A 17,865-nucleotide genomic window follows, 5' to 3' on the forward strand; every position below is an offset into this window, starting at 1 on the left:
TTTATAGCCGGGACTAAAATTATTTCAGTGTGGCCAGCAGTTTGTTGTTCAGCGCTACGTAGTCATCGTTCTTCGCAGCTTTAGCCAGCTCTATGGATTTCAGGCGACGCCGCTGGAGAAGCAGTTCGAGACCATCGCCGGCATCCAGTCGATGTCGGCGACCTCGGTCCAGGGATCCACCACCATCACCCTGGAATTCGACCTGAACCGCGATATCGACGCGGCCGCCGCCGACGTCCAGTCGGCCATCACCGCGGTGCAGCGCAAGCTGCCGCCGGAGATGACCTCGCCGCCGAGCTACCGCAAGGTCAACCCGGCCGACGCGCCGATCATGCTGCTGTCGATCAGCAGCGACACGCTGCCCTTGTCGACCCTCGACAACTATGCCGAGCAGGTGATCTCGCCCAGCCTGTCGACCCTGACCGGCGTGGCCCAGGTGTCGATCTATGGCAGCCAGAAATACGCCGTCCGCATCCAGGTCGACCCCGACGCGCTGAACCATCGCGGCATCAGCGTCGACGACATCCAGAAGGCGGTCGCGGCCGCCAACGTCAACACCCCGGTCGGCACCCTGCAGGGCCCGCAGCAGCAGCTGATCCTGCAGGCCGACACGCAGATGTACGACGCCAAGGCCTTTGCCGACCTGATCGTGGCCTCGCCCAACGGCATGCCGGTGCGTCTCGGCGACGTCGCCAAGGTGATCGATTCCGTCGAGAACGACCAGACCGCCAGCTGGTTCGACCAGAACCGGTCGATCGTCCTGGCCATCCAGCGCCAGCCCGACGCCAACACCGTCGCCATCGTCGACGCGGTGAAGGAGCTGCTGCCGAAGTTCAGCGCCGACATGCCGCCCTCGGTGAAGATCAACGTGCTGAACGACCGGTCGACCTCGATCCGCCAGGCGGTCACCGACGTGCAGTTCACGCTGGGCCTGACCATCGCCCTGGTGGTGATGGTGATCTTCCTGTTCCTGCGCCGCCTGTCGGCCACCATCATCCCGACCGTGACGGTGCCGATCTCGCTGATCGCGACGGTCGCCGGCATGTATCTGTGCGGCTTCTCGATCGACAACATCTCGCTGCTGGGCCTGACGCTCTCGGTCGGCCTGGTGGTCGACGACGCGATCGTGATGCTGGAGAACATCGTCCGCTATATCGAGGAGGGCATGAAGCCCTTCGAGGCGGCGCTGAAGGGCAGCCGCGAGATCGGCTTCACCATCCTGTCGATCACCCTGTCGCTGGTGGCCGTGTTCATCCCGGTGCTGCTGATGGGCGGCGTGGTCGGCCGCATCTTCAACGAATTCGCGGTCGTGGTGACGATGTCGATCGCGGCGTCGGCCTTCGTGTCGCTGACGCTGACGCCGATGATGTGCTCGCGCTTCCTGCACGGCCATGACGAGGAGAAGCCGGAGGGCGCGCTGGGCCGGACGCTGGAGCGCGGCTTCGACGCCATCCTCGGCTTCTATTCGCGGACGCTGCGCTGGTGCCTGGCGCATCGCCCGGTGATGCTGCTGGTGTTCTTCGGCACCATCGCCGGGACGATGCTGCTGTTCCAGGCCATCCCCAAGGGCTTCTTCCCGACCGAGGATCTGAGCCAGATCTCGGTGACCACCCAGGCGCGGCAGGACGTGTCCTTCGACGCCATGACCACCCTGCAGGCCCAGGTCCGCGACGTGTTCCGGAAGTCGCCCTATGTCCAGGACGTGGTGTCCAGCATCGGCACCAACGGCTATGGCGGCACGCTGAACTCCGGCCGGCTGTTCGTGCAGCTGAAGCCGAAGGAGCAGCGCCCGCCGCTCGACACCGTGATCGCCGAGCTGCGGCGGCAGCTCGGCCAGGTCTCCGGCATCGACAGCTACATGGTGCCGGTGCAGAACCTGCGCGTCGGCGGCCGCACCTCCTCCGCCCAGTACCAGTTCGTGATGCAGGGTCTGAACCAGCAGGAGCTGTACGACTGGGCCGGCAGGATGACGACCGGGATGCGGAAGTCGTCGGTGCTGCAGGACGTGGTCAGCGACCTGCAGCTCAGCGCCCTGCAGGCGACGCTGAAGGTCGATCGCGACAAGGCTGCCCAGCTCGGCGTCACCAGCGACGCGCTGCGCTCGACCCTGTATGGCGGCTTCGGCACCGAGCAGATCTCGACCATCTTCACCTCGGTCGACAGCTATGAGGTGATCCTCGAGCTCGACCCCGCCTTCCCATGGTCGGCGGATTCGCTCGACAAGATCTATGTCCGCTCCTCGAACGGCACCCTGGTGCCGCTCGGCGCCTTCGCCACGGTGGAGCGCACGGCCGGTCCGCTGTCGGTCAACCAGCAGGGGCAGCTGCCGGCCGTCACCATCTCCTTCAACGTCGCCGCCGGCAAATCGCTCAGCGACGCGACGGCGGAGATCGACCGGATCAAGGCCGAGATCGGCCTGCCGGTGACCATCACCACCGCCTATGCCGGCAACGCCCAGGTGTTCCAGCAGTCGCTGCAGAACCAGGGGCTGCTGCTGCTCGGCGCGGTGCTGACGATCTATATCGTGCTCGGCATCCTGTACGAGAGCTTCACCCATCCGCTGGTGATCCTCTCCGGCCTGCCCTCCGCCGCCATCGGCGCGCTGGGCACGCTGATGCTGTTCCGCACCGACCTGTCGGTGATCGCGATTATCGGCGTGCTGATGCTGATCGGCATCGTCAAGAAGAACGCGATCATGATGATCGACTTCGCGCTGAACGCGCAGCGCACCGAGAAGCTGACCGCGCGCGACGCGATCTACCGCGCCTGCACGCTGCGCTTCCGGCCGATCATGATGACCACGATGGCGGCGCTGATGGGTGCGCTGCCGATTGCCGTCGGCCAGGGCGCGAGCGCCGAGCTGCGCCAGCCGCTGGGCCTGGCCGTGGTCGGCGGCCTCGTGGTGTCGCAGATGCTGACGCTCTACATCACCCCGGTGCTGTACCTCTATGTCGAGGACCTGACCCACGGCGCCCTGTCCTTCGGCCGCTGGCTTCGGCGCGGCGGCAAGGGCGCTCCGGCCAAGGGCGCCGCTCACGCCCCGGCGGAATAGGCGCCGCCGGAGCCAGCCCCCTCACCCTCCCGCCGCCGACGCGGCGGGCCCCTCCCTCTCCCCGAGGAGAGGGGAACACAGCCTCGGCCCGCTTACCTCTCCTCGGGAGAGGTCGAAATCGCGCAGCGATTTCGGGTGAGGGGGAGAGCCGGCCCCGCCGACCTCTCAGTGCCGCCGGAAGAACGCAGGCCCCAGCGGCCGCAGCCGGACGCCCTCGCGCAGCCGGGTGAAGGGCTGGGCGGCCGGGTCGGCCAGGTTCGGGCCGGGCGCCTCGACCACCAGCACCGCCTCGGCGATCGGCTCGAAATCGGCGCGGAAATGCACCGAGCTCTTCAGCGCCAGGATCCGTTGGGCCGAGGGCTCGACCCCGAGATGGCGGAACATCGCCTGGTCGGCCGCCTGCTGCTTGCGGCTGGAGACGGCGACGCGGACGCCGCCCGGATGGCGCAGCAGCGCCATCGGCCCGAGCTGCATGCGGTTGCCGCCGTAGAACGGCCCGGTGCCGGTGAAGCGGCCGTCGCCCAGCGCCTCCACCGTCCATGCGGCCCTGAGCGGCTCCTGCCCGCGATAGGCGGTGCCGGCGCCGATGCCTCGGTCCAGCACCGCGCCAATTCCGGCGGCATGCGCCGCCTCGGCCGTCGCGGCATCGGCCAGCAGGCCCAGCACCGCGCTCTCGGCCCCGCCACGGATCAGCGCCTCCAGCAGCACCACCCCGTCGGATTCGGCGCCGCCGCCGGGATTGTCCTGGGTGTCGGCCAGCACCACCGGCCGCCCCGCCCCGGCCGCCCGGCGCCGCGCCTCGGCCACCGCCGCATCGGGCTGCAGCAGCACCGGCACGAAGTCCGGCTCGGCCGCCGCGATCGCCGCTGTCATCTCGTCCACCGCCGCGGCCAGCGCCGCGGGATCGACGCCGTAGCCGACCAGGCTGGGCCCGCAATCGGCGAAATCCGCCGCCGGGAAGCCCATGGAGAGCCCGAGCGAGACGCCGTGCCGGCGCTCCAGTTCGGCCAGCAGCGCGTAGAGGCGTCGCGCCGGGTCGGCCAGCGTGCATTGCGCCACCAGCGACACCAGGAACTCCGCCTGCCGGAACGCCTTTGCCGGCCGCCAGCCGGCCAGCATCCGGTCCAGCAGCGCCGCCGCCCGCGCCCCGGTCTCGGCCATGTCGACATGCGGATAGGTGCGGTAGGGCACCAGCAGGTCGGACAGGTCGACCATCGGCTGCGTGACATTGGCATGCAGGTCCAGGCTGGCCACCACCGGGAGGTCCGGACCGGTCACGGCGCGGATGCGGGCCAGGATCTCGCCCTCCCCGTCCGGCACGCTCTCGGTCACCATGGCGCCGTGCAGGTCGAGATAGACGGCGTCGACCGGGCCGGCGGCGCGCAGGTCCTCCACCAGCATCGCCGTGATCCGCTCGAAGGCGTCGTCGGTCACCGGTGCCGAGGGCGAGGCCGAGCACCACAGCAGCGGGGCGATCTCGTGCCCCGCCGCGATCGCGGCATCGAGGAACCCGGCGGCCGGCAGGTTGATCCCGGCCAGGGCCGGTGCCAGGGCGGCGCCGCGCGACAGGCCGGGCCAGCCATCGGCCATCTTGAACTGGCCGTAGCCGGCCTTCACCGAGGCGAAGCTGTTGGTCTCGTGCTGGAACCCGCCGACCGCGATCCTCATGGCCCCACTTCCCCTCCGATCCGTCACCGTACCGTCATCGCACAGCCGGGCCGGAGGGTCGAGCCGCGCCGCGCCCGGGTGACGCCCCCGCCGTCCCGGCCTAGGATGGCCGCCCTATGGAGATTCGCATGCGTCCCATCGCCCTCCCCGTCCTCCTGCTCGGCGCCGCCCTGCTGCCTTCGCTCGCCGGGGCGGAGGAGACCTGCTACGTCGTCCCGACCCTGGGCGCGGCGGACAGCGCGCCGCAGCTGAAGGCCGTCGCCGCAAGCCAGAAGCGGGTGCATTTCCTCAAGGGGCCGGCCGGCGGGCCGGGCTGCCCGAAGGACACCGCCGGCTGCCGGCTGAAGGAGTATCTGGTGGCGAATGACCGCGTCGTCGTCACCGCCGTCCAAGGGGCCTATGCCTGTGCCACCTTCACCGGCGGCGCCCCGAACTTCGCCAGCACCACCGGCCTGCTGCCGCTGAGCGCGCTGGCCGACACGCCGCAGGCGGCGGAGGGCGACTGGACCGGCGCCTGGCGCAGCGGCGACGAGCAGGAGATCGACATCAGGAAGGTGGCGGGCAACGCCATCGCGATCGAGGGCAACGCCACCTATGGCGGCGACGATCCGGAGCGGGTGGCGCGCGGGGCCGTCAATGCGGGCCAGATCGGGGCCACGCTGACGCCGGAGGGCGACAAGGCCGCCTTCTCGGCCGGCGATGACGGCAAGGGCGCGCCCTATGATGCCAATCCGGGCGACGACTCCGTGTGCCGCGTCCGACTGTGGCGGGTCGGTCCCTATCTGCTGGCGGCCGACAACCTGATGTGCGGCGGCATGAATGTCAGCTTCACCGGCGTCTATCGGCGGGAGAAGGCCGGGAAGTGACGGCGGGCGGCTGCCACAGCCGTCCTGTCCCGATCACGGATGCTTGTGGATCGGGTCGACCCAGTAGACGGCCTCCGGCTTCTCCACCGGCTCGATGTCGAGATTGACCACCACGGCCTCGTTGTCGCTGCGCACCAGCACGCATTCCAGCGGCTCGTCGGTCGAGGCGTTGATCTCCTGGTGCGGCACATAGGGCGGCACGAAGATGAAGTCGCCCGCCTCGGCCTCGGCGACATATTCCAGCTTCTCGCCCCAGCGCATCCGCGCCTTGCCGCGGACGACATAGATCACGCTCTCCAGCGGGCCGTGGTGATGCGCGCCGGTCTTGGCGTCCGGATGGATGGTGACCGTGCCGGCCCAGATCTTCTGCGCCCCGACCCGGGCCGCGTTGATCGCCGCGCGGCGGTCCATGCCCGGCGTCTGCGCCGTGTTGGGGTCGAGATCGCTGCCGCGGATCACGCGCACCCCGTTCAGGCGCCAATCCGGTGTCTCGTCGTGATGGTGATCGTGATGGTCGCTCATGCTTCGGTCCAGGCTCGCGCGGCGTTCGGCGCCAGACTGCGCCGCGACCGCCGCCGGCGCAATCGCGAACGCCCCGCCGCGCATTTCCCGGTGCCGCCTTCACCGGTCCGTCACGGTCCGCTGCTATTAGGAGCGGCGTCCGATTCTTCCGTTGCCATGAGACACCGATCGTGACCTCCGACAGCCGCCGCCAATTCCTGAAGACCGGCCTCGCCGCCGCGGCCGCGATGGCCGTGCCGGCCAGCATCCGCCAGGCCATGGCGATTCCCGCCCACAACGCCACCGGTACCCTGCGCGATGTCGAACACATCGTCGTGCTGATGCAGGAGAACCGGTCCTTCGACCATTATTTCGGGACGCTGAACGGCGTCCGCGGCTTCGGCGACCCGCGCCCGGCACCGCTGCCGAGCGGCCGGCCGGTCTGGTACCAGAGCGTCGGCCGCAACGGCGCCAGCCGCACCGGCTACCAGAATGTCGGCTGGGACCATTGGCATGAGCGGGCGAAGTGGTACGAAGCCGACCCCGCGGCCCAGGCGAAGCTGGACTACGTGCTGCCGTTCCGCCTCGACACCCGGAGCACCAGCGCCCAGCACATGGGCGGCACCGACCACAGCTGGAAGCTGGACCAGTCGCTGTGGAAGACCTGGGACACCTGGGTGCCGCTGAAGAGCCGGATGTCGATGGGCTACTACGACACCGCGTCGGACCTGCCCTTCTATCGCCAGCTGGCGGACGCCTTCACGATCTGCGACGCCAACCACTGTTCGATCTTCGCCAACACCGAGCCGAACCGGCAGTACTTCACCGGCGGCGCCAGCGTCTACACCCTGACCGGCCGCGACCCGCAGAACCCGAAGCGCCGGCTGAAGGGCCAGGAGTTGGACAACAACTGGACCGGCGACATGGACCTGGACGAGCCCTGGGAAGGGCTGGCCTGGGAGGCCTATGCCGAGACGCTGGAGAAGCACGGCATCGATTGGCGGGTGTACCAGGCCTATTCCAACTATGGCTGCAACTCGCTGGCCTATCACCGCGACTTCCGCAAGATCAGCAAGAGCTCGGACCTGTACAAGCGCGGCCGCGCCTATGTCGGCCCGAAGCTGGCCTCGAACGAGGATCCCTACGACGCCGTGCTGGCGCGGGCGATCGCCGAGGACGTCAAGGCCGACCGGCTGCCGCAGGTGTCCTGGGTGATCTGCCCGGACGCCTTCTGCGAGCACCCCGACGCGTCGCCCGCCGCCGGCCAGGCCTTCGTCGACAAGATCCTGGAGGCGCTGACCAGCAACCCCAAGGTCTGGGCCAAGACCGTCCTGATCGTGAACTACGACGAGAATGACGGCTTCTTCGACCATGTGCCGGCGCCGGTACCGCCGGTGAACACCCGCTTCTACGGCTATCAGGGCCGCAGCACGGTGCCGGTCGGGGACGAGAACTACAACGGCGTGCCGATCGGCCTGGGCCCCCGCGTGCCGATGCTGGTGGTGTCGCCCTGGAGCAAGGGCGGCTGGGTCTGCTCCGAGCTGTTCGACCACACCTCGGTGCTGCAGTTCATCGAGCGGCGCTTCGGCGTGCCCTGCCGCTTCATCTCGCCCTGGCGCCGGTCGGTCTGCGGCGACCTGACCTCGGCCTTCGACTTCCGCACGCCGGACGCCGCGCTGCCGCCGCTGCCGGACACCAGCCATTACAAGGCCGAGGCCGATGCCGCCGCCACCAAGCCCAAGCCGGTGCCGCCGGCCACGCCGTCGCGCCCGGTGCAGCAGCGCGGCCAGCGCCGGGCCCGGCCCCTGCCCTATCGCCTCAGCGCCCAGGGCCGGGTCGACCCCTCGGGGCAGCGCTTCTGGATCGACTTCGCCAATGCCGGGTCGGCCGGCGCCTGCTTCATCGTCTATGGCAGCGGCGGCGCGACGTTCAACGAGACGGGCAAGCCCTACGAGCCGGACGACACGGTGTTCCCGGACCGGCCGATGACCGCCACCGCCGACCGGCGCGGCCCCTGGCAGTACACGGTCGGGGCCGGCGACACGCTGTCCGACAGCTGGACGCCGGACCGCGCCGGCAGCTACGACCTGTCGGTCTACGGACCGAACGGCATGCTGAACCAGTTCAAGGGCCGGCTGACCCCGATCCTGTCGGGCACCGCCAGGCCGGAGGTGCGGCTGATCCAGGAAGGCCTGTCCGGCGACGTCACGCTGCTCTTGAGCAATATCGGCTTCCGGCCCTGCACCCTGACCGTTGGCAACGGCTACAGCGCCGAGCCGCCGCGGCAGCACACGCTGTGGCCGGGCGCGCTGATCCGTGACCGCTGGTCGCTGCGCGCCAGCTCCGGCTGGTTCGACCTCAGCGTCACGGCCGGCACCGGCGACGGCTTCCTGCGCCGCTTCGCCGGCCATGTCGAGACCGGCCGCCCCAGCCTGACCGACCCGAAGATCGGCGGGCCGGCGGTCGAGAGGATCTAAGCAAGCAAAAAGCCGCGGCGCCTGTGCGGTGCCGCGGCTTCATCCCTTCCTCGGGCCGAAGCGGGTTACCGGTCCTTCGGCAGCTTTTCGGCGATGCCGTACAGCTTCTGGCGGCGGTCCATCTCCTCCCAGACCTCGCAGGGGCCGATCTCGAGCTCGGTCAGCAGCACCGTCAGGTTGAACATCAAGTCGGCGGCCTCCTCGATCACGGCCTGGCGCTCGCCCCGGACGGCGTCGATCGCCACCTCGGCCGCCTCCTCGACCAGCTTCTGCGCCATCTTAGGCACGCCGCTGTCGAGCAGCTTGGCCGTGCGCGGGCTGAACCGCATGCGCGACCGGCGCTCCCGCAGCTCTTCCGCCAGAGCCTGTAGCCGGTCCCCTCCGAGCGTGGTCTGATGCCCCATCCGATCGATCCCTTCCGCTTCCCCCTCCGGGAACCGCCTCCTCAACGGCCCTCGCGGGATCCTGCGCCGCAATCGCGGCAGCAGGATGTTCCTTCCGTCACGCCATGGTCCCGGGCTGTTCAGGATGCGACCGGATTGCGACCGCCCGCGCCCTGCGCCGGACCATTTGCACGGCTGTGCAAGCTCGACACGAAAGGGCCGGCCTGTCAACCATCCATAGGCCTTAGGGAGAATGGCCGGCCCAGCCCTAGTGCTTGTCATCTGCACGGCTGTGCATAAAATCGGCCTCAGTTGCGCCCGTGCGGGCGTCCCATCCAGGATCTTTCGTGACGCGTCGACGCAGCTTCGCCAGCGCCCAGCAGGTGGCCGACCGGGCCGGCGTCTCCCGCTCCGCCGTCTCGCGCACCTTCACCCCCGGCGCCAGCGTCTCCCCCGAGACCCGGCAGCGGGTGCTGGCGGCGGCAGAGGCGCTGGGCTACCACGTCAACCACCTGGCCCGGGGGCTGACCCGACGGTCCAGCAATATCGTCTGCATCGTCGCCTCGGACCTGGAGACGCCGCTGCGGTCGCGGATGGTCGGGGAGTTGACCGCGCGGCTGCAGCACAGCGGCCGCGTCGCCATGCTGATCGGCACCAGCGCCCGCGGCGACGCCGACGCCCAGGCGGCGCTGCGCCAGATCCTGAACTACCGCGCCGACGCCACCATCGTGCTGTCCGGCACCCCGTCGGAGGACATCACCCGACTGTGCATCGCCGCCGGACAGCGAGTGGTGCTGATCAACCGCGACGACCGGATCGACGGGCCGGACAACATCGCCATCGACAGCGCCCTGCCCGGCCGGGTGGCGATGGCCGCCTTCCGCCGCGCCGGCTGCCGGCGGCTGTGCCTGGTGACCTCGGCCCAGGGCACCCCGGCCCTGCTGGCGCGCGAGGCCAGCTTCCTGGCCGCCGCCCGGGCGGAAGGGATCGAACCGGTGGTCTGGCGCGGCGGCCGCACCGTCTATGCCACCGGCCGGGCCGCGGCGCATGACCTGCTGCTGCGGCCGGACCGGCCGGACGCCGCCTTTTGCATCAGCGACCTGGTCGCCTTCGGCTTCCTCGACGCCGCGCGCCACGATCTGGGGCTGCGCGTGCCCGAGGATCTCTGCGTCATCGGCTTCGACAACACCGAGCAGGCCGGCTGGTCGGCCTATGACCTGACCACCTTCGACCAGTCGGTCGAGGCCACGGGCGACGCGGTGATGGCCGCGCTGGATGCGACGGAGGGCACGGCGCCGCTGCGGCTGACCATCCCGGCGCCGCTGGTCTGGCGCCGCACCGTGCGCGGGCCAGCGCCGGGCGGCTAGAGCACGAAGTCGGCCGCGACCAGGACGATGTTGCCGGTCAGGGTGATGTGGAAGTCGCTGACCTTGTCGCCGTTGATGTCGCCGGCGATCGTGGTGACGCCGCCGGAGGCGACATAGCGCAGTTGCCCTGCCGCGCCGGTATAGAGGCCGGTGCCGATGAAGGTGAAGGCCTGGTTGCCGTCCGCCATGGTGTTCGCGTCGATCGCCGAGAGGTCGATCCTGTCCCCCTGGGCTTGGCTGAAATCGGCGATCCGGTCGGCGGCGACCCCGACCACGCTGTCGCCGATCGCGGCGAGATGGAAACGGTCGGCCCCCACGCCCCCGGTCAGCGTATCCTTGCCCGCGCCGCCGGAGAGAACATCGTTGCCGGCACCGCCATAGAGCCCGTCATTGCCGGCATTGCCGACCAGGGTGTCGGCGCCGGCGCCACCGATCAGGGAATCCGCGACATTGCTGCCATAGACCCCTTCGATCGAGACCAGCGTGTCGCCCTCGGCATTGCCGCCATAGCCCTTGCCGGCGCCGAGGTTGACGGTGATGCCCGTGCCACTCTCGCTGTACATCACGATGTCGGTTCCGGCGCCGCCGTCGAGCGTGTCAGCACCGGCGCCGCCGCGGAGCACGTCGTTGCCGGCGTAACCGTTCATGACATCGCGCAGCGAATCGCCGACCAGAGTCTCGCCGGCCGCCGTCCCGGTGGTGGTGCGGACCAGTGCGCTGATCGAGCTGTCGACCGATCTGCCGTCGCCGTCAGTGTAGATACTCTCTTCCACGCTGGCCACCAGGCCACCGGCCAGGCCCAGGATCTCGCCTTCATAGACGCCGTTGCTGGCCGCGTAATTGGCGCCGGCGGCGGCGCCGCTCGGGTCATAGGCCTGGTAGTAGAAAATGCCGTCGTCTTGCCAGCCGACCACGAAGAAGCCGTTGGACAGGACGGTCACTGTGGGACGCAATTGAGCGCCCGCGATGTCGGTGTTGACATGGATGTAGCTGCTGCGTGCCGTTCCGTCGGCATTGTAGACGCGTGCCGTTATCTCGGTGTTGTCGGCGCCAAGCCAGCCGTTGTCGACATAGGCGACAACGAAGCCGCCATCCTGCAGGGCGGCGACCTGGATGTCCTGGTTGATCGAACCGGCTTTGTCGATCAGGTGATGGCTGCCGGGCACATCGCCCGCGGTGGTTATGGGCATACCCGATGCGTTGTAGAGCTGGAACCAGACCGAATGGTCGCCGCCGGCGGCCGCGGACTGTTCCCAGGCCACGACGAAGCCGCCGGCAGCGAGGCCGGCGATCGAGGCATGGTCGGTGGCGACGCCGAACTGGCCGTCGACGGAGATCGGCCCGCCGATCTCGTCTCCATTCGCCGCGTATCGCTGGACCAGGAGATCGGTGTCGCCGGAGCCGTAGTCGCGGGTGTAGGCCACGGCGAAGCCGCCGGACCCCAGCGCCGCGACGTCGGATTCCCGCAGGGGCCTTTCATCGGCAGGCACGGCGAAATCCAGGAACGGGGCACCGTCGCCGAGGATGCGGACCCGGACTGTATCGGTCCCTGAGCTGCTATCGGTGAAGGTCACGACGTTGTGGCCGTTGCCCAGCAGCGCCATGCTGGCGTCGAACTGGTTGCCTGTCAGGGTGGTATTGAGGTCGTGTTCCATAGCCGGCGTGCCGTCGGCATCGACGTATCGGCCCCGGACAAAGTCGCTGCCGACGCTCCAGGCCCCCAGATAGCCCCCGTCGGCGGTCGCGGCGATGGCGACATCCGACTGATTGCCGGGCGTCTGTCCATTCAAGATGAAACTCGAAACGTCCGTGGCCCATTTGTAGAAAACTGTGGCCATGACTCCCCCCTCTTGTCCAAATTTCACGTCGGCAAATGCTTATGGCCGAACCGTGCCAAACGGTCGCGATGCATGATCATGACCAATGGCTCTCTATTGCTCGTGGCGGCTTTTTTGCCCTCGATCCCGCCGCATTCAATCAGATCAAGAGCGAATATTGTTATCTCGACACGACTCTTTGGCGACCAGACCCTCTCCGGGGACCAACGCAGCCAAAATTCGCCCCAGCAACGGGCAGAAGCGCACATTTTATTTTATGCAACTGTGCCGGAATTATGGTCGGCAAACAATCTCGCAGGAAAACCTTCCCCGCATGACCTGCCGCGCCCGCCGGGCTAGGATCGGCCCGAACCCCGAGTCACGGAGGCCGCGGAATGCGCCCGATCTTCATCATGGTGAAATGCGAGCTGGGCCGGGCCTACGACACGGCCGAGCATGCGGTGGACGAGATCGAGGAGGTGTCGGAGATCTACTCGATCTCCGGCCAGTTCGACCTCATGGTCAAATGCTACCTGCCGGAGGACATGGATGTCGGCCGCTTCGTCAACAGCCGCATCCACGCTTTGCCGCACATCAAGGACACGATGACGCTGATCACCTTCAACGCCTTCGCCGGCAAGAGCTGAGACGGGCCCATGACCGACCTTGCCGCCCGCGCCGAGCATTGGGCCATCACCCTCACCCGCATCCCCAGCGTCACCGGCACGCCGGACGAGGTGGCCTTCGCCGAGACGCTGTGCGGCCTGCTGCGCGCCAGCCCGGCCTTCCGCGACCGGCCGGACGATGTCTGGACCATCCCGGCCGGCGACCGGCTGGGCCGCGCCAGCGTCGCCGCGCTGCTGCGCGGCCGCGGGCCCCGCACCGTGGTGCTGACCGGCCATTTCGACACGGTGACCACCGCCGATTACGGCGACCTGCAGCCGCTGGCGACCGAGCCCGAGCCGCTGAAGGAGGCGCTGCTGGCCCGGCTGCGGCGCGACGCCCGCGGCGAGGCGGAGCAGCGGGCTTTGGCCGACCTGTCGGGGCCGGACTTTCTGCCCGGGCGCGGCCTGCTCGACATGAAGGGCGGCCTCGCCGCCGGCCTGGCGGTGCTGGAGGCGGCGGCCGCGGAGCCGGAGCGCGAGGGCAACCTGCTGTTCCTGGCCGTGCCGGATGAGGAGGTGAACTCCGCCGGCGCCCGCAGCGCCGCTCGCGCCCTGCCCGGCGTGGCCGAACGGCTGGGGCTGAGCCTCGACGCCGCGATCAATCTCGACTGCCTGGGCGACACCGGCGACGGCCGCTTCGGCCGCTCGGTGGCGCTGGGCAGCGTCGGCAAGCTGCTGCCGAGCGCGCTGGTGGTCGGCCGCGCCACCCATGTCGCCGAGACGATCCACGGCGTCAGCGCCGCCGCCCTGGCCGGGGCCATCGCCGCCGCGCTGGAATGGGCGCCGGAGCTGACCGAGAGCCTGGGCAACGCCTCCGGCACGCCGGCGACGCTGCTGGGCATGAAGGACGGCAAGGCCGGCTACGACGTCACCACCCCCGGCACCGTCTGGATGTTCTGGAACACCGCGCGCTACCGGCGCGGGCCGGAGGAGGTGCTGGTCCCCTTCGCCCGGCTGGTCGAGGGCGCGGTGGCCGGCGTGGCGGCGCAGCTGCGCCAGCGCGGCGGCGCCGATGTGCCGGACGTGCCGGTGCTGCGCTTCGCCGAGCTGCGCCGCGAGGTGCTGGCGCGGTCGCCCGAGGCCGAAGCCGCGCTCGCCGCCGTGGCGGCCGAGGCGGCGGAAGCCGGCCTCGACCTGCCGGAGCAGTGCCGACGGATCACCGAAGCGCTGTGGCGGCTGAGCGGCCGCAGCGGCCCGGCGGTGGTGCTGGGCCTGGCCTCGATGCCCTACCTGCCGGTGTCGCTGGGCGCGGACGAGGCCGGGCAACGGCTGGAGCGGGCGACGCGCGAGGCCGCGGCCAGGGTGGCGGCACGCCACGGCACCACGATCGGGATCGAGCCCTGGTTTCCCGGCATCTCCGACATGAGCTTCCTCGGCACGGGCGACGAAAGCTCGGTCGCCGCCATCGCCGCCGACACCCCGGCCTGGGGCGCCGGCCTGCCCTGGCCCGACGGCCCGGCGCTGGCGCAGATCCCGATCGTCAATGCCGGCCCCTGGGGCCGCGACTACCACACGCCGCTGGAGCGCATCCACCGACCCTATGCCTTCGGGGTGCTGCCGGAGCTGATCCGCGAAATCGCCGACGGGGTGATCAGGGGGTAAGCGCGCCCGGTCCTTTCCTTCCTGTCATTGCCGGGCTTGACCCGGCAATCCAGGGGCCGCGAAGAGCTGTTCTTGAAAGCCCCTGGATCCTCGGGTCAAGCCCGAGGATGACAATGTGAGGTGGGGGGCCCGCCCCTACGACCCGCCCAGGAACAGCATCCGGGTCAGCAGGGTGTAGCCGGACTCCGATACCATGATGGCGACGAAGACCAGCAGCGCCACGGGCGGCAGGATGATGGCGTAGACCAGGGCCAGCCGCTCCCACTTCATATGCATGAACACGGCGACGATCAGCCCCGCCTTCAGCATCATGAACAGCAGGATCAGGCCCCAGCGCAGCAACCCCTGCAGCGCGAAATAGTCGACCAGGTAGGAGCAGGCGCTGAGCACGAACAGCCAGCCCCAGACCACCAGGTACAGCTTGATCGGGTGCTGCTGGCCCTGGGCATGGACGATGGGCTGCTCCGCCCCATGCTCGTCATCGATATGCGCGGCGTGTGCCATGGCCCGTCCCTCACCACAGATAGAACAGCGCGAAGATGAACACCCAGACCAGATCGACGAAGTGCCAGTACAGGCCGGTGATCTCGACGATCTCGTAATGCCCCCGCCGGCTGGTAAAGAAGCCGCGCCGGCCGGTCTCGAAATCGCCGCGCAGCACCTTGCGGGCCATGATGATCAGGAAGATGACCCCGATCGTGACATGGGTGCCGTGGAAGCCGGTGATCATGAAGAAGGCCGACCCGAATTGCGGCGCGCCCCAAGGGTTGCCCCAGGGCCGCACGCCCTCGGTGATCAGCTTGGTCCATTCGAAGGCCTGCATGCCGACGAAGGTGGCGCCGAAGGCCGCGGTCACCAGCATCAGCACCGCCGTCTTCACTCGATCGCGGCGATAGCCGTAATTCACCGCCATCGCCATGGTGCCGCTGCTGCTGATCAGGACGAAGGTCATGATCGCGATCAGGATCAGCGGGATCGGCTCGCCGCCCAGGTTCAGCGCGAACACCTCGCTGGGGTTCGGCCAGGGCTGGGTGGTCGACATCCGCACCGTCATGTAGGACAGCAGGAAGCAGCCGAACACGAAGGTGTCGCTGAGCAGGAAGATCCACATCATCGCCTTGCCCCAGGACGCGCTCTTGAAGGCGCGCTGGTCGGACGACCAGTCGGCGGAGATGCCCTGCCAGCCTTTCGGGCGGTCGATCGATCCGGCGATATGGGTTTCGGCCATCGGCTCCCTCCCCTAGCTCAGCACCCGGCTGCAGATCTCAGCGAAGCGGTCCGCCCAGCCGGTCAGCAGGGCGAGCAGGATCAGCCAGACCAGCAGCAGGAAATGCCAGTACAGCGTGCATAGCTGGACGCTCAGGCGCAGCCTGTCGGGATCATGGTCGCGCCAGGCCCGGGCGCCGGTGCGGCCTAGGGCCACCAGGCCGCCCAGCACATGCGCGCCATGCACCGCGGTGACCAGGTAGAAGAAGGAATTGGCCGGGTTGGTGGCCAGGAAATAGCCCAGCAGATGCAGCTGCTGCCAGGCCAGGAGCTGCCCGACCACGAACACCAGCGACGCGGCGCCGCCGGCCAAGAGGCCGGTGCGGGTGTCGGCCAGGTCGCCGCGCTGCGCCGCCGCCTGGGCGCATTGCAGGGCGATGCTGGCCGCCGCCAGGGCGGCGGTGTTGATCCACAGCAGTGCCGGCACCGGCAGCGCCCGCCAGTCCGGCATCGCCATGCGCATCGAATAGGCGCTGACCAGCAGCGCGAACAGCGCGCCGGCGACGGTCAGGAACACGCCCAGCCCGATCATCGCGCTCGGTCGCCGCGACGCTCCGGTCTCCGGCACGTTGCCGACCGTGCTCTCCTGCAGCCAGGGCTTCTCCATCAGCCCTTGCCGGGCCAGCCACCACAGGGCCAGCCCGCCGAGCACCAGCATGAAGACGGTGACGATGACCATCGCCGGCGCCCTCAGCCGTGGTGCATGGCGCCGGGCATGTTCTGCGGCAGGAAGTCCTGCGCCGCGCCCGGCACGTTGTAGTCATAGGCCCAGCGATAGACCACCGGCAGCTCCCGCCCCCAATTGCCGTGCGGCGGCGGGGTGGTCGGCGTCTGCCATTCCAGCGTCGTCGCCCGCCACGGGTTGCCGCCGGCGTCGCGGCCATGCCGCAGACTCCAGATCAGGTTGAACAGGAACAGCAGCTGCGCCGCGCCGACGGTCAGCGCCGCGGCGGTGATGAAGATGTTCAGGTCATGGGCCGAGGGCGGGACGAAGGCGGTCTCGCCGAGCTCGAAATAGCGCCGCGGCACGCCGATCAGCCCGAGATAATGCATCGGGAAGAAGATCGCGTAGGCGCCGACGAAGCTGATCCAGAAATGGATCTTGCCCATCGTGTCGCCCAGCATCCGGCCGGTGATCTTCGGGTACCAGTGGTAGATCGCGCCGAACACCACGAAGATCGGCGCCACCCCCATCACCATGTGGAAATGGGCGACCACGAACATGGTGTCGGACAGCGGCACGTCGACCACGACATTGCCGAGGAACAGCCCGGTCAGCCCGCCATTGACGAAGGTGACGATGAAGGCGATGGCGAACAGCATCGGCGGCGTCAGGTGGATGTCGCCGCGCCACAGCGTCAGCACCCAGTTATAGACCTTGATCGCCGTCGGGATGGCGATGATCAGCGTCGTGGTGGCGAAGAAGAACCCGAAATACGGGTTCATGCCGCTGACATACATGTGGTGCGCCCAGACCACGAAGCTCAGCGCGCCGATACCGACGATCGCCCACACCATCATGCGGTAGCCGAAGATGTTCTTGCGGGCGTGGGTGCTGATCAGGTCGGAGACGATGCCGAAGGCCGGCAGGGCGACGATGTAGACCTCGGGATGGCCGAAGAACCAGAACAGGTGCTGGAACAGGATCGGGCTGCCGCTGGCGTATTTCAGCTGCTCGCCCATCTCGACCAGGGCCGGCATGAAGAAGCTGGTGCCCAGCAGCCGGTCGAGCAGCATCATCACGCAGGCGACGAACAGCGCCGGGAAGGCCAAGAGGGCCATGACCGTGGCGGTGAAGATGCCCCACACCGTCAGCGGCATCCGCATCAGCGTCATCCCCCGCGCCCGCGCCTGCAGCACGGTGACGACGTAGTTCAGCCCGCCCATGGTGAAGCCGATGATGAACAGGATCAGCGAGCCGAGCATCAGGACGATGCCCCAGTCGCGCCCGCCCGGCGTGCCGGACAGGATCGCCTGCGGCGGATACAGCGTCCAGCCGGCCCCGGTGGGCCCGCCGGGTGCGAAGAACCCCGCCACCAGCACCAGCACCGCCAGCAGGTAGATCCAGTAGCTGAGCATGTTGACATAGGGAAACACCATGTCCCGCGCGCCCAGCATCAGCGGGATCAGGTAGTTGCCGAAGCCGCCCAGGAACAGCGCCGTCAGCAGGTAGATCACCATGATCATCCCGTGCATGGTGA

General features: G+C 69.0%; 14 protein-coding genes. 6 read left to right on the top strand and 8 right to left on the bottom strand.

Features of this window, described 5'->3' with window-relative positions; genetic code table 11:
• The first annotated feature begins 151 nt into the window (after positions 1–151).
• Entirely contained in the window at positions 152–3,052 is a 2,901-nt protein-coding gene (locus ABDW35_RS13680; protein ID WP_343714423.1) for an efflux RND transporter permease subunit, read from the top strand.
• Between the two features lie 165 nt (positions 3,053–3,217).
• Here the strand turns inward: ABDW35_RS13680 and ABDW35_RS13685 are convergent, their stop codons facing one another.
• A complete protein-coding gene (locus tag ABDW35_RS13685) occupies positions 3,218–4,720 on the bottom strand; it encodes a M81 family metallopeptidase (RefSeq protein ID WP_343714424.1) in 1,503 nt (500 codons plus the stop codon).
• A 128-nt stretch (positions 4,721–4,848) separates the two neighbouring features.
• Between ABDW35_RS13685 and ABDW35_RS13690 the strand changes: the two genes are divergently transcribed.
• Positions 4,849–5,586 carry a hypothetical protein gene (locus ABDW35_RS13690; RefSeq protein WP_343714425.1) on the top strand — a complete coding sequence of 246 codons (738 nt, stop codon included), beginning with the start codon at positions 4,849–4,851 and terminating at the stop codon, positions 5,584–5,586.
• 33 nt (positions 5,587–5,619) lie between these two features.
• On the opposite strand, the gene ABDW35_RS13695 is transcribed toward ABDW35_RS13690, so the two are convergent.
• Complete coding sequence (locus tag ABDW35_RS13695) at positions 5,620–6,108, bottom strand: cupin domain-containing protein (protein ID WP_343714426.1); 489 nt, start codon at positions 6,106–6,108, stop codon at positions 5,620–5,622.
• 170 nt (positions 6,109–6,278) lie between these two features.
• Here ABDW35_RS13695 and ABDW35_RS13700 point away from each other — a divergent pair, with 170 nt between their 5' ends.
• Positions 6,279–8,564, top strand: coding sequence for a phospholipase C, phosphocholine-specific (locus ABDW35_RS13700; protein WP_343714427.1), 2,286 nt, complete (start codon positions 6,279–6,281; stop codon positions 8,562–8,564).
• A 65-nt stretch (positions 8,565–8,629) separates the two neighbouring features.
• On the opposite strand, the gene hisE is transcribed toward ABDW35_RS13700, so the two are convergent.
• Complete coding sequence (gene hisE, locus ABDW35_RS13705) at positions 8,630–8,968, bottom strand: phosphoribosyl-ATP diphosphatase (RefSeq protein ID WP_343714428.1); 339 nt, start codon at positions 8,966–8,968, stop codon at positions 8,630–8,632.
• A gap of 326 nt (positions 8,969–9,294) precedes the next feature.
• Between hisE and ABDW35_RS13710 the strand changes: the two genes are divergently transcribed.
• Complete coding sequence (locus ABDW35_RS13710; protein ID WP_343714429.1) at positions 9,295–10,314, top strand: LacI family DNA-binding transcriptional regulator; 1,020 nt, start codon at positions 9,295–9,297, stop codon at positions 10,312–10,314.
• Here ABDW35_RS13710 and ABDW35_RS13715 read toward each other — a convergent pair.
• The gene (locus ABDW35_RS13715) at positions 10,311–12,179 is read right to left on the bottom strand and encodes a hypothetical protein (protein ID WP_343714430.1); all 1,869 of its coding nucleotides are present in this window, start codon (positions 12,177–12,179) and stop codon (positions 10,311–10,313) included. The two genes, ABDW35_RS13710 and ABDW35_RS13715, sit on opposite strands and share 4 nt — an antisense overlap.
• A gap of 347 nt (positions 12,180–12,526) precedes the next feature.
• Between ABDW35_RS13715 and ABDW35_RS13720 the strand changes: the two genes are divergently transcribed.
• Entirely contained in the window at positions 12,527–12,778 is a 252-nt protein-coding gene (locus tag ABDW35_RS13720) for an Lrp/AsnC ligand binding domain-containing protein (RefSeq protein WP_343714431.1), read from the top strand.
• Positions 12,779–12,787: 9 nt separating this feature from the next.
• On the top strand, positions 12,788–14,398 hold the full coding sequence (locus ABDW35_RS13725) for a M20/M25/M40 family metallo-hydrolase (protein WP_343714432.1): 1,611 nt from the start codon (positions 12,788–12,790) through the stop codon (positions 14,396–14,398).
• A 135-nt stretch (positions 14,399–14,533) separates the two neighbouring features.
• Here the strand turns inward: ABDW35_RS13725 and ABDW35_RS13730 are convergent, their stop codons facing one another.
• From ABDW35_RS13730 to ABDW35_RS13745, 4 genes are all read right to left on the bottom strand, one after another.
• Positions 14,534–14,902 (bottom strand): cytochrome C oxidase subunit IV family protein, encoded by a 369-nt coding sequence (locus ABDW35_RS13730; RefSeq protein WP_343714433.1) that lies wholly within the window; start codon positions 14,900–14,902, stop codon positions 14,534–14,536.
• A 10-nt stretch (positions 14,903–14,912) separates the two neighbouring features.
• Complete coding sequence (locus ABDW35_RS13735) at positions 14,913–15,626, bottom strand: heme-copper oxidase subunit III family protein (RefSeq protein ID WP_343714434.1); 714 nt, start codon at positions 15,624–15,626, stop codon at positions 14,913–14,915.
• A gap of 12 nt (positions 15,627–15,638) precedes the next feature.
• Positions 15,639–16,343 (bottom strand): cytochrome c oxidase subunit 3, encoded by a 705-nt coding sequence (locus ABDW35_RS13740; protein WP_343714435.1) that lies wholly within the window; start codon positions 16,341–16,343, stop codon positions 15,639–15,641.
• A gap of 11 nt (positions 16,344–16,354) precedes the next feature.
• A partial coding sequence (locus tag ABDW35_RS13745; protein WP_343714436.1) for a cbb3-type cytochrome c oxidase subunit I occupies positions 16,355–17,865 on the bottom strand: 1,511 nt, incomplete at its 5' end.

The sequence above is a fragment of the Inquilinus sp. genome (genome assembly GCF_039594555.1).
GTDB lineage: Bacteria > Pseudomonadota > Alphaproteobacteria > DSM-16000 > Inquilinaceae > Inquilinus.